Origin of the sequence: Streptomyces sp. MB09-02B, assembly GCF_033794485.1 — a bacterium.
Classification (GTDB): Bacteria; Actinomycetota; Actinomycetes; order Streptomycetales; family Streptomycetaceae; genus Streptomyces.
Genome location: NZ_JARGEE010000003.1, coordinates 55,767 through 70,960 on the forward strand (window position 1 = coordinate 55,767; position 15,194 = coordinate 70,960).

The window sequence follows — 15,194 nt, forward strand, 5'->3', positions numbered from 1 at the left end:
AAGGGGCTCCGGATATCTCGAACGGGACAGGAGGTGTCAGCGCCCGTCCAGTTCGTCGCGGCGCTGCTTCCGCAGCAGGAAGCGCTGGATCTTCCCGCTGGGGGTCTTCGGCAGGCGGTCGGTGAAGTGGACGGTGCGCGGGTAGGCGTGGGCGGCGAACCGTGACTTGACCAGCTTTTGCAGTTCCTTGACGAGTGCGTCGTCGCCGACCGCGCCGGCACGCAGCACCACGAACGCTTCGAGCACCTCCCCGCGCAGCGCATCAGGCACTCCGACGACCGCGACTTCGGTCACCAGCTCGTGCAGCAGCAGAACGCTCTCGACGTCGAAGGGGCCGATGCGGTATCCGGCCATGATGATGACGTCGTCATCGCGAGAGGAGAAGAACAGGTAGCCGTCCTCGTCCCGAATTCCGGCGTCGCCGGTGAGGTACCACTGGCCGTCGGCGGTGAAGCGTTCGGCCGTCTTCTCCGGGGCGTCGGCGTATCCGGAGAACCACATCAGCGGGCTGTCGGCCACCTTGATCGCGACGCGGCCTGCCGTCCCCGCCGGGGCGGGTTCGTCCCGTTCGTCGTGCAGGACCTCGGCCGACCAGCCGGGCAGAGGCCTGCCCATCGATCCCGGCCGGACCGGGGATCGTACGGCGTCGGCCCAGCCGTTGACGATGACCATGCCGTGCTCGGTCTGACCGTAGTGGTCGCGCACGGGGACGCCGACTGTTTGCTCGGCCCACGTGATGACCTCGGGCGTCAGGGGTTCACCGGCGGAGCATGCGGTGCGCAGTCGCAGACCGTCCGGCACGGGCTCCGGGGCACTGCGCAGGCTGCGGTAGATGGTGGGGGCCGCGGCGAAGTTCGTGACGCCGAAGTCGCGCATGACCTGCCAGGTCAGCGCCGGCGAGAAGCCGGAGTGCAGCAGCAGGCTCCGGTGGCCCGCGGCCAGCGGGCCGAGGATGGCGTAGTAGAGGCCGTAGGCCCAGCCCGGGTCGGCGGCATTCCAGAACACGTCGTCGGGCCGGACATCCAGGCCGAACTCCAGGTATGCCTGGAACGAGGCCAGCGCCTTGACCGGGACGGAAACGCCCTTCGGTGCCCCGGTGGTGCCGGAGGTGAACAGCCGGACCAGCGCCCCGTCCCCGCCTACGGCGATCGCCTTGCCCTCCGGCTCGTCCCCCTGATACGCGCCGAGCAGGCGTTCGAAGGAAAACTCGCCTTCGGCCGGTTCACCGCCCGCGACCACGACCTGCCACGGGGCGTCGGCGGGCATGTCTTCGCCGGGGGCGAGCTTGTGCCGCTGATCGGCGTCGACGACGACGGCCTTCGCCGCGCTCGCCTTCAGGCGCAGGGCGATGGCCGGCGGTGCGAAAGCGGTGAACAGCGGGACGTGCACCGCTCCGCGACGCCAGATACCCAGAAGCGCCACGATCAGGTCGGCCGACTTGCCCATCAGAACGGCCACGGCGTCGCCAGGATCGACACCGATTCCGCTCAGAGCGGCGGCGCATCGCGCCGAGTCACGCCGCAGTTCGCCAAAGGTGAGATCGCGGGCCGACAGATCCGCCTCGACGACGGTGAAAGCAACGGCGTCGGCAGGGTGCCGGTCGCACAGCAACTCCGCAGCACATGCCTCCGGAGAGCCGAACCGGGCCAGTAGTTCTCGTACCCGTTCCGAGGCAGTGGCGCGAACGTCAACCCCTTGTTCACCGACAGATTGACTGATGCTGTTCATGATCAGACCCTTTCCCGGCACGGTCGGCCGACTCATTGCGGAGGTGTTACGGCGACACATGCTCCGGGTCACGCGGATGGCCGACTACCCCCGGTCCGCACAGTTCCGATGCGGTGAATTCGTAGTTCGACCAATTCAAGGGGACCTGCGGTGACCCTAGGATGCCGCGCATCTCAGCTGGTTCAGGGCAGTGAACGGAGCGTCCAGTGACAGACAGCCCGACGAGTCGGCGGCGGCTCTCGGCCGCGGGGGGAGCCGAACACACCAGTGCCGCCATGGCGGCTTCGGCATCGGCCCGAGCGGCTCAGGGAGACGACGGAGAACTGGTCGTCTCCACCCGGTACGGTCGGGTCAGAGGTGAGCGGGCCGGGGCCGTCCGTGCCTTCAAGGGCATTCCCTACGCGGCACCACCCGTCGGCCGCGGTCGTTTCCGCGCGCCAGAGGCCGCTCAGCCCTGGCAGGGGGTGCGGGACGCCACCACGCTGGGACACCCCTGCGTCCAGAACAACCCCGACTTCCCCGCCTGGCTCGACCCCGAACCGGAGTCCGAGGACTGTCTCTACCTCAACGTGTGGACGCCCACGCGAACCGAGGGGGCCAAACCCGTCATGGTGTGGATCCACGGCGGCGCCTTCACGTGGGGGTCCGCCGGAGCCCCGGTCTACGACGGAGCGCATCTGGCCGAGGCCGCCGACGTAGTCGTGGTCTCGGTCAACCACCGCCTCAACATCTTCGGATACCTCTGGCTCGGCGACGCCGTCCCCGAACTCGCGGCGCACGGCAACCTCGGACAGCGGGATCTGGTGGCGGCACTGCGGTGGGTCAGCGAGAACGTCACCGACTTCGGCGGGGACGTGCGCAACGTCACCGTCGTGGGCGAGTCGGGCGGCGGTGCCAAGATCGGCGCACTGCTGGCCACACCGGAAGCCCGCGGTCTCTTCCACAAGGCGATCATCGAGAGCGGATCCCAGCTGGCGGTCAAAACGCGGGAGCAGGCCAACGAGGTCACCGAGGCCGCGTTCGCCGCCCTGGGCGGCGGGGTGTTCACCGAGGACAGGCTGCTCGCGCTGTCGTCCGACGAGCTCAGGCAGGTCGCCGGGACCGTGGAGAGCGATGCTCTCGGTCTTCTGTTCCAGCCCGTCGTCGACGGGCGCTTCATCCCCGAGCAGACCTGGCAGGACGGCGCTCCGGCAGGCAGCCGGGACGTTCCCATGATCATCGGGACCACCAGCCAGGAGACGGCCTCCTTCCTGCCGGGTATGACGGACCCGATCTACACGGACGCGGAGCTGCGGCAGCGACTGGCCACGTTCAGCATGGCCCCCGCCCTGTCCCAGGCCCAGACAGACGAGCTGATCGCGGGGTACCGGCAGGCCCTGCCCTCCGCCACTCGCCTGGACCTCCTCGTGGCGATGACCACGGACCTGTGGATGTGGCACTCCGCGCTGCTGCAGGCGGAGCGGAAACTGACCACGCCGGGTGCCGTCTACTTCTACGAGTTCGCCTGGCGCACACCGTGCCTCGGCAGTTCGTGGGCCGCCCACTCGGGACAGCTGCCGTTCGTCTTCGGCAACCTCACCTACCCGACCGCCTGGGACGGCTCGGACAGCGACGCCCAACGCGCCGCCGACGACCCCACGGGACAGCGATTCGTCCTCGCCGACCAGATGATGAGTGCCTGGGGTGCGTTCGCCCACACCGGAGACCCTTCGACCGCGCAGCTGAAGTGGCCCGCGTACGACCTGCGCACGCGGGTGACGATGGTCTTCGACCGGGGTTCCTCGGCCGTGGAGAGCGATCGCAACGCGCAACGCCGACGGCTCATCGAAGGACTGCCCACTGTTTGGTGACCACTTGGGCGGGCGCTGCCACGGTGACGCCGAGCGTCCTGTGGCGAGCAGCCATGTGTCGGACGCTTGTACAGTCCCGGGACTCAAGGCGGGGCGACAGGGCGCCAGCGACCACGTGTGGTGCCACTCAGGGGCCAGGCCGGGCCGTGCGGGTGCTGACCACTACGGCCGCGCCACCGTTGGAAGTCCGACAAATTAGCCCGGTCCCTTTCGGCTGACCTCCAGTTTCTGTCTTTTGCGGGTGTGGGCAGCATGTCCGGCACCGCTTCTCCGGCCAGGGCCACGATGTCGTCATCACAAGCGGCACGGGACACGATCCCCAAGCTCACATCTGTCCACCCGGAGCCGAAAGCCATGTGAATGGCAGCGTTCCGCCCCACCTGTTCCAAGCCCCCACAGCGAAAACCAACCTCCCGTCCCCATGAAAAGGGCTGCGAATGAGCACAACAGACAGAGTGGTCGCCGCTGACACCGGACCCCGCCTGGGTGGAAACCTCGGCGCTCTGCATCTCTTCTTCAGCGTTATGGCCTTCAACGCCCCGTTGGTCGTCGTCATCGGTGTTCTTCCGATCATGCTTGCGGTCGGCAACGGGGTGGGAACGCCGATGGCGTTCCTCACGGCCGGCCTCATCGTCGCGGCCTTCGCCGTCCCGTTCACCAGGATGGCGCGAGTTTTCCCGAACCCAGGCGCGTTTTATGTGTACATAACGGCCGGGCTCGGCAAGGCAATCGGCCTGGGATCCGGGTTCATGGCCCTCGTCGGCTACCTCAGCGTCAACATCGGCAGCTACGGGTTCGGCGGCGTCGTGTTCCAGTCGATGGTTCGCGACACATTTCACGGACCCGACGTCGCCTGGTGGCTGTGGGGAGCCCTGCTCTGGGTCGTCACGACACTACTCGGCTATCTCAAGGTCGACCTGTCGGCGAAGGTGCTGACCGTCTTCCTCTTCCTCGAGCTCGCGGTCATCGTCGTGTACGACGGCGCCGTGATGTTCAAGGGGGGAGCGTCGGGTCTGTCCGCAGCACCCTTCGCGCCCAGTCACTGGTTCGACGGATCCTTCGCGGTGGGACTGCTGTATGGCCTCGGCATGTACGGCGGCTTCGAAGTTGCCGCGCTCTTCCGGGACGAAGTGCGCGATCCCGCTCGTACGGTTCCCCGGGCGACCTTCGGGCTCATCGCCGTGGCGATGGTTCTGTACGGGGGCACAGCCTGGCTCTACATCAACTCCCTCGGAGTCGACAAGGCCGTGTCCATCGCCGGTGCGAATCCCCCCGGGTCGATCCTGGGAAGCATCGAGACCTTCGGCGGACACGTGCTGTTCGACCTCGCGATGGTGATGGTCACCACCAGCACGTTCGCCGTCATTCTGGCAGCCCACAACATCAGTGCCCGCTACCTCTTCAACCTGAGCGCGGACGGAATCCTGCCCCGGCGGCTGAGCGGAGTGCACGCCAAGCACGGATCTCCTCACGCGGCCTCTCTCGCCACCAGCGGCATTGCGTTCGTCGTCCTTGCCATCACCGTGCTCAGCGGGGCAGATATCACCGCTTTCTTTGGGGTGTCGCTGGGACTGGCCAGCTTCACGGGTGTCGCCGCCATCTCTCTGGCGAATCTCGCCATCGCCCTGTACCTGCGCAAGCATCACAAGAACCAGTTCAGCGTCTGGAGCACCGTCCTGATGCCGGTACTCGCGGGGATCGGACTGACCGTCGAGCTGGTCCTGACGATCCAGAACTTCCCTCACCTGGTCAACACTTCGACAGGCGTCGCGACGCTCCTGCTGGCCGCGCTCATCGGCCTGTTCGTCGTCGGCGTCGTCATGGCCCTCGTCTACCGGCGTACTCGGCCTGAGGTCTACAGCAAGATCGGTCGGCAGTAGGTCCACGATCACGGTCCCAGGATCCCCAGCTGCAGAAGATCTTCAGTAGGACTGGTACACGGCATTAGTGATCTCTTGAGATCAGTAGACAGCGAAAGTGCCTTCCGCACGAGGAACAGCGAGGCTTCGCCAAGCCTTCGTCCTTCTTGACGGAAGGCACTTCTGCCCCCCAGGCGCTTGGAAGCACCTACGACCCTTCATCGCGTGCACCGCGGCTGCGGCGGCGACGAGCCGTCTGAAGATCGGCACAGGGATCTGCCTGGTGGTGCCAGTGGGACCCGATCACGACGGCCAGGGAAGTGGCCAGCGTCGACCACCTCAGCGGCGGCCGGTTCCTCTTTGACGTGGGCGTTGGCTGGAACCGTTCAGGAGATGGCCGACCATGGCATCGATCCGCGCACCAGGGATGGCACTGATACTGAGCGGCTGGCGGCCACGCGACAGATCTGGACCACCGACGGGACGGACCACGGCAGGTTCGTGGACTTCGACCCGATCTGGTCTACCCGAAGCGGCCTCAGTCGCCGCTGCCGGTGCTCGTCGGCGGGATGGGGCCGACCCCAGGACTGCATCCTGTCCGTCGGGGGCGGCTGGCCGGCTGGCGAAGAGTGTGCCGCTCGAGGAACTCGACGAGTTCGCTGATCGCGTGGCCAGCTGCAGCAGCGTGAGGCCGAGGCCGGACGGGGCCGCATCCCGGTCACGCTATTCGACGCGCCCTCCGAAGCGGGAGTTCGCCAAGGCCTCGATCGGCTGGCGGACCGTCTCCACTGACGTGGGGACGGTCCCGCCGCGAAGGCGCTGAGCATCGTGGGCACACTGTGCTGCCCGCACCCGAAAGATCACCCCGGACACGCTCAACGGTGAGCAGAATTCAGGCGGTGGATCGAGGTGCAGGCCTCGATCGTGAGGGAGCCGGACGCCCAACCGGAAGTTCGGACATTTTCCAATGGAGAGGAGGGGTGAGGGCTCCTATCTTTTCGCCATTCCAGAGCACCACGTGGTGCGTGCCACAGCTACGAGTTGGTAGCAGTAACGGCGGTGGGGTGGATAAATGGTAATTGGAGGATTGCAATGAGTGCAGCAGATCAGGCCGCTGCCCTGAAGGACACGTCGCACGACACGAGTGGCACCGCCCTTCGCGGCAACATGGGCGCCCTTGAGCTGATTTTCACGGTGATGGCCTACAATGGGCCGGCGGTTGTGTTCCTGGGTTTCCTTCCGGTGGCCATCCTGCTCGGCAACGGTGTGGGAACACCGGTCGCGATCATTGTGTGCGGTCTGGTCATAGCCATGGTGGCGTTCGGCCTCGTCAAGATGGCCGGTCGGCTCGACAAGCCCGGTGGTTTCTATACGTTGATCACGGCCGGTCTTGGCCGGACCACTGGTCTGGCTGCCGGCTTCACAGCCTTGACGTGCTACTTCTTGGTTCTCGTCGGCGTGTACGCACTCGGTGGTATGACCCTCGGTGCCGTCATCCAGGAGATCTTCGACGGGCCGCACATCGCCTGGTGGGTTCTGGCGCTCCCTCTTCTGGCCCTCGCGACGGTGCTCGGCCACTTCAACATCAATTTCTCGGCGAAGGTACTCACCTTCTTCCTGATGTGCGAGCTCGTGCTCATGGTCGTCTACGATGTCGCCGTTCTGGTTCAGGGAGGAGCCCACGGGATCGGTTTCGACTCGTTCACCCCGCACCACATTTCTTCCGGCTCCATCTCGATCGCTTTTCTTTTCGGCATCGGGCTCTTCGGCGGTTTTGAGGCGACCGTCATCTTCCGTGACGAAGTACGAAAGCCCGAGAGAACGATTCCCCGCGCGACCTACGGTGTCGTGGCGCTCCTCGCCGGCATGTACGCGCTCACGGCGTGGTGCTTCATCAACGCCTACGGAGCCGATGCGGTCATGGGTGCCGTCAGCGGCGACCTGACGGGCTCGGCGAAGAACAGTGTCAAGGACTACGTCGGCCAGTTCGCCTACGACTCCGCCACGGTCATGTTCTTCACCAGCTCAATCGCTCTCATCCTGGCGGCCCACAGCATCACGGCGCGCTACTTGTTCAACCTCGGGGCCGACGGCATCTTCCCGCAGTCGCTCGGCAAGGCGCACCCTCGGCACGTGTCGCCGCACCGGGCCTCGATCGTGGTCAGTACCGCGGCACTCATCACCATCGCATGCGTCACCCTCGCCAAGATCCCTGAGTCCCAGCTGTACGCGCTCTTGGCTGGGCTCTACGGTTACGCCTTCATGATCCTTATGGTCCTTGTCGCGCTGGCTATCGGTGTGTACCTGTTGCGGGACCGTCTCCATGGCCCGGCTGTCGCTCCCGCGATCTCCTCGTTCATCGCCTTCGGCATCATGTGTCTCACTCTTGTCCTGGCGACGAAGAACTTCACGCTCCTCACGGGAGCGACCGGCATGACAAAGACAGCCATGCTCAGCCTGATATGGGGAGTCACAGTCCTGGGCGCGGTCTACGCGGTCGTTGTCCGGCGTAAGAAGCCCGAGGTCTATGCCCGCATCGGGCGGCAGTAGAAGGTCGTGTGGGAGGCAGGGGCTGGCACGACCGCCAGCCTCTGCCTGCGTGAGGGCCGGGCGTCCAGCGCCGGGGAACCACTGAGGTTTTCAGCGATGTCGCTCCGAGCCGAGCACAGTCTTGGCGATTGACGTCATGCGATTCAGGCCGCAACGAGAGCGACGGAGGATTCGCCAGGGCGTTGTCACGTTGTTGGGTGGGCCGATCCTCACAGAACGAGCTCTGGGGCAAAGCCCCGCACCATCAAAGGAGAACCAACATGTCAGGTGCAGTGATCGAGTACGAGGTTCCCGTCCCCATGCGCGACGGCGTCGTACTCCGTGCCGACGTCTACCGTCCCGCCGGCGACGGGCCATGGCCCGTGATCGTCGCCAGGACTCCCTATGACAAGACCGACGCGCCGGAACTGCTCTACATCGACCCGTGGGCCGCGGTCCGGCGAGGATTCCTCACCGTCGTCCAGGACGTCCGGGGGCGCTACACGTCGGAGGGAGACGACGACTGGCGTCCCATGGAGACCGAGGCCGCGGACGGCGCGGACACCATCGCGTGGGCGGCGCAGCTGCCCGGTTCGAACGGCAACGTGGGCATGTGGGGACCGAGTTACTTGGGCAACGTACAGTGGCTGGCCGCCGCAGAGCGCCCGCCGGCCCTCAAGGCCATCGTTCCCCAGTTCACCTGGCACCGTCCCGAGGACGGACTGGCCTACCGGGGTGGCGCCAAGGAACTGGGGACCCTCACGGGCTGGGGCCTGGGCACCGGATTCGATATCGTCATGCGTCGTCACGCCCACGACGTGGAAGCGATGACGAAGCACCTGATGGGGCTGGTCGGGGATGTCGACGGTCTTGCGGAGCACGCCTTCTGGGAGCTCCCGACCGGCTCCGATCCCGTACTCGAGCGGCACGGTCTCGCATCGCTGGTCCGGCCGGAGGCACTGGCGGCCGCGAACGTGGCGGACCGGCAGGACGCGGTCACGGTTCCGAGCCTCAACATCGGCGGCTGGTTCGACGTCTTCCTGCAGGGAACGATCGACAACTACGTGACTGCTCGCGACACCACCCCCTCGAAGCTCGTGATCGGGCCCTGGAACCACGTGTCGTCGCTCGCTCAGCAGGGAGAGGTCAACTTCGGGTTCTCCGGCAACGGCTTCGCCGTGGACTACGCGACATCGATCTCCGGGCTCTCCTTCGACTGGCTGCAGGTCTGGCTGACGCCCGACGGCACACCTCCCGAGGACGACCTGCCGGTGAAGATCTTCGTGATGGGCGCCAACGAGTGGCGTTCCGAAGCGGAGTGGCCGCTGGCTCGGGCGGTGGACACGCCCTGGTTCCTCGGTCCCGACGGCTCCCTGGCCCCGGGCGGCGAGCCCGCCGCCCCGTCCACGATGACGTACACCTACGACCCGGACGATCCGGTGCCGACACTGGGTGGCGCGACCCTCCTGTCCCACAAGCCCGCCGGCGTCTTCGACCAGAGGCCGGTCGAGGAGCGTGCGGACGTCCTGGTCTTCACCAGTGAGCCGCTGACCGAGGACGTCGAGGTGACCGGACGGGTGACCGCGACCCTCACGGCGGCGACCGACGGCCCTACGACGGACTGGGTGGTGCGCCTCTGTGATGTCCACCCCGACGGCCGTTCCCACAACGTGACCGACGGCATCGCCCGTGTGCAGACCACACCGGACGAGCCGAGCGAGGTGACGGTGGATCTGTGGTCGACGAGCATGGTGTTCAAGAGGGGCCACCGGATCCGCGTACAGGTCACGTCGAGCTGCTTCCCCCGGTGGGACAGGAACCTGAACACCGCGGACGGGTTCGAGTCCGGCTCGTCGCGGGTTGCCCGGCAGGCGCTTCATCTCGGAGGCGCCACCGCCTCCCGCATCACGCTGCCGGTGATCCCACCGAGCAGCTGAGTCCTCTGTGCCTCTGACATCTCCGAAGGGCCAACGATGACGCGGCGCACCCCCACAGTCGCTCACTGGGGTAATTACACGGTCGTCAGCGACAACGGGCGGGTTCTCGCACTGGAGCCCGCCCGGGGGGACAGCGCTCCCTCCCCGATCGGCCGCGGCATGGCCAGTGCCCAGAACGATGCCGTCCGCATCACGCAGCCGATGGTCCGGGAGGGATGGCTCACCGACGGGCCCGGACCGGCGAACGGCAGGCGCGGCCGAGACCGCTTCGTGCCGGTCTCGCACGACCACGCGCTCGACCTGGTCGGCGCCGAGATCGAGCGGGTGCGGACCACCTTCGGCAACGCCGCGATCTACGCGAGCTCCTACGGCTGGTCCAGCGCGGGCCGGTTCCACCATGCCCAGAGCCAGATCCACCGGTTCATGCGCATGGCAGGCGGCTATACCGACTCGGTCAACAGCTACAGCGTCGGCGCGATGGAGGTCATTCTGCCCCACGTCATCGGCGGTTCCGGCATGAGCATCTGGCGGCGCTGCCCGACGTACGAGGAGATCGCCTCCGACGGTGAGCTCGTGGTCTCCTTCGGGGGCATGGCCCGCAGGAACACGCAGATCGAGCAGGGCGGGGTCGCCGACCATAGTGTGCCCGGGCTTCAGGAGCAGTGCCGCAGGGCCGGTGTGCGGTTCGTCAACGTCTCACCGGTCCGCTCGGACTCGGCGGACGACCTCGACGCCGACTGGCTGCCGATCCGGCCCGGCACCGATGTCGCGCTGATGCTCGGCCTGGCGTACGAGATCGTCGTCTCCGGGCGGCACGACCGTGACTTCCTCGCCCGCTGCTGCGTGGGATTCGAGGAGTTCGCCGCATACCTGCTCGGCCGCAGCGACGGGATCCCGAAGGACGCGGCATGGGCCTCCGGGATCACCGAGATCCCCGCCGACCGCATCCGGTCGCTGGCCGAGCGGATCGCCACTTCCCGCACGGTGGTCAATGTCAGCTGGTCGATCCAGCGCATGGACCACGGCGAACAGACTCACTGGATGGGCGTGGTGCTCTCGGCCATCTCCGGTTCACTCGGCCGTCAGGGCGGAGGCTTCGCCGCGGGACTGGGAATCACCCAGGTCGGCGTGCGCCGCGGCTCCCACAAGAAGGCCGCGCTGCCGCAGGGCGAGAACCCGGTCAAGAGCTTCATCCCGGTCGCGCGGATCGCCGACATGCTCCTGACGCCCGGCGAGTCCTTCGATTACAACGGCCAGTCGCTGCGCTACCCCGACATCAAGCTCGTGTACTGGGCCGGCGGCAACCCCTTCCACCATCACCAGGACCTGCACCGCCTCGTACAGGCCTGGCAGCGTCCCGACACGATCGTCGCGCACGAGCCCTGGTGGAACGCACACGCCCGATTCGCCGACATCGTCTTTCCTGTCGCCACGACGCTGGAACGGGAGGACTTCGCAGGGGGCGGGTTCGACGTCACCATCAGCGCCATGCACCGCGCCGTCGCCCCCCCGCCGGGGGTGCGGACCGACTACGAGATCTTCAGCGGGCTCGCGGCACGCCTCGGCTTCGAGGACCGGTTCACCGAAGGTCGTGACGCGCACGCCTGGGTAAGGGAGCTCTACGAGCGGACCCGGGCCGGTCTGGCGAAGACCGTCGAGCTCCCGCCGTTCGACGAGTTCTGGGAACGCGGCAAGGTGACCCTGCCGCCGCCTGCCGACCACACGGCGGGAAGCTTCGCACTGCTGCGCCAGAACCCCGAGAAGTACCCGCTCGACACGCCGTCCGGCAAGATCGAGATCACCTCCGCCACCATCACGGGCTTCGGCTACGACGACTGCCGGGGCCACCCCACGTGGCTGGAGCCGCGCGAATGGCTCGGCGCCCCCGCCGACGAACGCCTCCCCCTTCACCTGGTGTCCAACCAACCCAGCCGCCGGCTGCACAGCCAGTACGACAACGGATCCCACAGCCGTGAGGGCAAGGTCGCCGGACGTGAGCCGGTGCTGATCAACCCGGTCGACGCGGGGGAGCGGGGCATCGCCTCGGGTGACGTCGTGCGGCTGTGGAACGCCCGGGGCGCCTGCCTCGCCGGAGCGGTCGTCACCGAAGAGGTCCGCCCCGGCGTCATCGTGCTGGCGACGGGTGCGTGGTTCGATCCCGAAGAGCCGGGCGTACCCGGCTCACTGGAACGGCACGGCAACCCCAACGTCCTCACGGCCGACGTCGGTACCTCACGGTTGGCCCAGGGCTCGACGTCCGGTACGACACTCGTCGAGGTGGAACGCGTCGATCCCACGACAGCCCCCGAGCCACGGCCGTTCGTCCCGCCGGAGACCGTCAGCCCGGGATCTGTGCACCCCCGGCCTGCGGGTTGACGGGCCACCCGTACAGAGCCGGACGGGTTACCCGTCGAGTTCCCCACGTCTACCCCGCACCATTTCAAGAACAGGATGGGCTTATGCCTGGCGTGACCATCGACTACGACGTCCCCGCCACGATGCGGGACGGCACCGTCCTGCGGGCTGACGTCTACCGCCCCGCGGCCGACGGGCCCTGGCCCGTACTGCTCGCTCGGCTGCCCTACGGCAAGAACACCTCGACGGTCAACATGCTCGATCCTGTGGGCATGGCGCGCAGGGGCACCATCGTGGTCGTCCAGGACACCCGGGGCCGGTACGCCTCCGAAGGCGAGTGGGAGCCCTGGACGTTCGAGTCGGACGACGGCTACGACACGGTTCGATGGGCCGCCACGCTCCCGGACTCCAACGGCTCGGTCGGGATGTACGGGGCCAGCTACTTCGGGAACACCCAGTGGATGGCTGCCCTCGCCAAGCCTCCGGAGCTGAAGGCCATCGCCCCGATGATCACGTGGTCCGACCCGTACGACGGCGTGTTCTGCCGGGGCGGGGTGGAAGAGTTCGGCCTCAACCTGTGGTGGTCCCTGTGGATGGGCTTCGACACCCTGACGCGACGGCACGCCGACGACCTGGACTCCGGATCCGCCGAACTCGCCACGCTGGTCCGTGAATTCGACGGCCTCGCGAAGAGCGGCTACTGGGACCTGCCGTCCGGACGGCATCCCGCCTTCCAGCGGAACCGGCTTCACGATCTCGGATTGGAGCGTTCGCGACGGGAGCCCGAGTGGGCCGCGTCGTGCCGGGTGGCGGGGCGCCATGACGAGATCGACCTGCCGACCCTGAACATCGGGGGCTGGTACGACCTCTTCTGCCAGGGAACCCTCGACAACTTCACGGCGATGCGGGCCGCCGGCCGTCCGGCGAAATTGATCATGGGGCCGTGGGCCCACGGGGACTTCCTGGGGCAGGTGGGTGACGTCAACTTCGGTACGGCCGCGAGCGGGGAGGCCCTCGACTTCCGGGGCACGCTCGGCGACATACAGCACGGATGGTTCCGGCATTGGCTGGCGGGCGACACCGAGGCCGGCGACGCGGACGCTGCGCAGCTGCCCCCGGTTCTGCTGTTCGTCTCGGGGATCAACCAGTGGCGGGAGGAACAGCAGTGGCCCCTCGCCCGTGCCGTCGACACGGAGTACTTCCTGCGTGCGGACGGGCACCTCACCGACGACCGGCCCAAGGAGGGCGAGGGCGGCGACACGTATGTCTACGACCCGGCCGACCCGGTGCCGACGACGGGCGGTGCGGCGCTGATGTCGAGCGAGTTCCGGCCGGGCCCCCTGGACCAGGCCCGGGTGGAGGCACGGCCGGACGTGCTTGTCTACACCACTGAGCCCCTGACCGAGGACGTCGAGGTCACCGGACGGATCCGGGCCTTCCTCCACGCCGCGACCGACGCCCCGACGACGGACTGGGTGGTCCGGCTCTGCGACGTCGCCCCCGAGGGAGTGTCGATCAACATCGTCGACGGTGTCGTCCGCGTGGTCACGTCCCCGGGCGAGTTCGCCGAACACGAGGTGGATCTGTGGTCCACCAGCCATGTGTTCCGCGTCGGCCATCGCATCCGGGTGCACGTCACCTCCAGTAATTTCCCGCGCTGGGACCGCAACCTCAACACCGCAGAACCCATCGACAGCGCGACGGAAGGGCGCCCGGCCCGCCAGGAGGTGGCGCACGACGCCACGCGGCCGTCCCGCGTCGTCCTCCCGGTCGTGCCGGCTTCCTGACGGAACACCTTTTGCCACACGAAATGATCATTTGAAGGAGCGAGTTCGTGTCCCTGACAATCCACAACCCCGACGATGAAGCAACCGGCCCGCCTCCTCCGTTCGACCCGGAGCTGAAGCTGCATCTGCGGGCGCTGCAGGAATTCGTGGCGCCGGACGGATACCGCCTGGAGACGCTGGCGCAGATGCGACGCATGGTGCAGGAGGAATGGCCGGGCCCCTCGGACGCGGACCTGCGCCGGGACGGACGGTTCGAGGTGAGTGAGGTCAGCGCCCCCGGCCCTGACGGCGCACCAGACATACGACTGCTCGTCTGCCGGCCCACCGGAGCGCACCCCCGCCTCCCGGCCGTCTACTTCGTTCACGGCGGCGGCATGATTTTGGGTGACAACCGAGCGGGCATCCAGGAAGTACTCGACTGGGCGGAGGCGCTCGGGCTGGTCGTCGTGTCCGTCGAGTACCGCCTGGCACCCGAGACCCGGCATCCCGGCCCGGTCGAGGACTGCTACGCGGGCTTGACATGGACAGCTGCCCACGCCGCTGAACTCGGCATCGACGCGCAGAAGATCATTGTCGCCGGTGAGAGCGCCGGCGGAGGGTTGGCCGCGGCGCTCGTCCTTCTCGCGCGTGACCGCGGAGGACCGGCGATCCACGGCCAACTCCTGAACGCCCCGATGCTCGACGACCGCAACGACAGCGTTTCGGCCCGCCAGATGGCGGGCGTGGGTTCGTGGGACCGGGTCTCCAACGAGAACGGCTGGACGGCGTTGCTGGGTGAGGCGCGCGGCGGGCCCGACGTGCCGCAGTATGCCGCCGCGGCCCGAGCCGAGGACCTCGGGGGCCTCCCGCCCACGTACATCGACGTCGGGTCCGCGGAGACGTTCCGCGACGAGGACGTCGCTTACGCCTCGCGGATCTGGGCGGCGGGAGGCACTGCCGAGCTCCATGTCTGGCCGGGTGCCTGGCACGGGTTCACGCACGACGCCCCGACCGCGGTTCTCTCGGTGCAGGCGCGTGCGGCTCGCCTGGCATGGCTCAGGCGTCTGCTCGTTCCCCACCACCCGTGAACGATCACCGATGTCGACAGGTCGTCTTCCCCACGGCGTGGCATTGATCCAGCAGGAGGGTCCGTCAGCTTGCTGACGGACC

Annotated in this window: 9 protein-coding genes and 1 pseudogene; 8 read left to right on the forward strand and 2 right to left on the reverse strand. The window is 67.6% G+C overall.

The features are described 5' to 3' along the window. Nucleotides 1-36 precede the first annotated feature (36 nt). Nucleotides 37-1,728, reverse strand: coding sequence for an AMP-binding protein (locus P1P70_RS01190; RefSeq protein ID WP_319233779.1), 1,692 nt, complete (start codon nucleotides 1,726-1,728; stop codon nucleotides 37-39). A 275-nt stretch (nucleotides 1,729-2,003) separates the two neighbouring features. Between P1P70_RS01190 and P1P70_RS01195 the strand changes: the two genes are divergently transcribed. The 4 genes from P1P70_RS01195 to P1P70_RS01210 all read left to right on the forward strand — a co-directional run bounded on the left by P1P70_RS01195 (nucleotide 2,004) and on the right by P1P70_RS01210 (nucleotide 7,987). Then, nucleotides 2,004-3,578, forward strand: a complete 1,575-nt coding sequence (locus tag P1P70_RS01195; protein ID WP_319233781.1) for a carboxylesterase/lipase family protein — start codon at nucleotides 2,004-2,006, stop codon at nucleotides 3,576-3,578. A gap of 437 nt (nucleotides 3,579-4,015) precedes the next feature. Beyond that, nucleotides 4,016-5,458 carry an APC family permease gene (locus P1P70_RS01200; RefSeq protein ID WP_319233783.1) on the forward strand — a complete coding sequence of 481 codons (1,443 nt, stop codon included), beginning with the start codon at nucleotides 4,016-4,018 and terminating at the stop codon, nucleotides 5,456-5,458. A 299-nt stretch (nucleotides 5,459-5,757) separates the two neighbouring features. Further along, a complete protein-coding gene (locus tag P1P70_RS01205) occupies nucleotides 5,758-5,874 on the forward strand; it encodes a hypothetical protein (protein ID WP_319233785.1) in 117 nt (38 codons plus the stop codon). A 655-nt stretch (nucleotides 5,875-6,529) separates the two neighbouring features. After that, a complete protein-coding gene (locus P1P70_RS01210) occupies nucleotides 6,530-7,987 on the forward strand; it encodes an APC family permease (RefSeq protein ID WP_319233787.1) in 1,458 nt (485 codons plus the stop codon). A 90-nt stretch (nucleotides 7,988-8,077) separates the two neighbouring features. Here the strand turns inward: P1P70_RS01210 and P1P70_RS01215 are convergent. Next, nucleotides 8,078-8,164, reverse strand: a pseudogene (locus P1P70_RS01215) (IS5/IS1182 family transposase); the annotation flags it as partial. Between the two features lie 83 nt (nucleotides 8,165-8,247). Here P1P70_RS01215 and P1P70_RS01220 point away from each other — a divergent pair. The 4 genes from P1P70_RS01220 (at nucleotide 8,248) to P1P70_RS01235 (ending at nucleotide 15,112) form a co-directional block, all read left to right on the forward strand. Then, a complete protein-coding gene (locus P1P70_RS01220; protein WP_319233789.1) occupies nucleotides 8,248-9,903 on the forward strand; it encodes a CocE/NonD family hydrolase in 1,656 nt (551 codons plus the stop codon). A 36-nt stretch (nucleotides 9,904-9,939) separates the two neighbouring features. Further along, on the forward strand, nucleotides 9,940-12,279 hold the full coding sequence (locus P1P70_RS01225) for a molybdopterin-dependent oxidoreductase (protein ID WP_319233791.1): 2,340 nt from the start codon (nucleotides 9,940-9,942) through the stop codon (nucleotides 12,277-12,279). Nucleotides 12,280-12,362: 83 nt separating this feature from the next. Further along, nucleotides 12,363-14,045: a CocE/NonD family hydrolase gene (locus P1P70_RS01230; RefSeq protein ID WP_319233793.1), complete on the forward strand. Its 1,683-nt coding sequence runs from the start codon at nucleotides 12,363-12,365 to the stop codon at nucleotides 14,043-14,045. 47 nt (nucleotides 14,046-14,092) lie between these two features. Further along, nucleotides 14,093-15,112: an alpha/beta hydrolase gene (locus P1P70_RS01235; RefSeq protein ID WP_413471399.1), complete on the forward strand. Its 1,020-nt coding sequence runs from the start codon at nucleotides 14,093-14,095 to the stop codon at nucleotides 15,110-15,112. Nucleotides 15,113-15,194 lie beyond the last annotated feature (82 nt).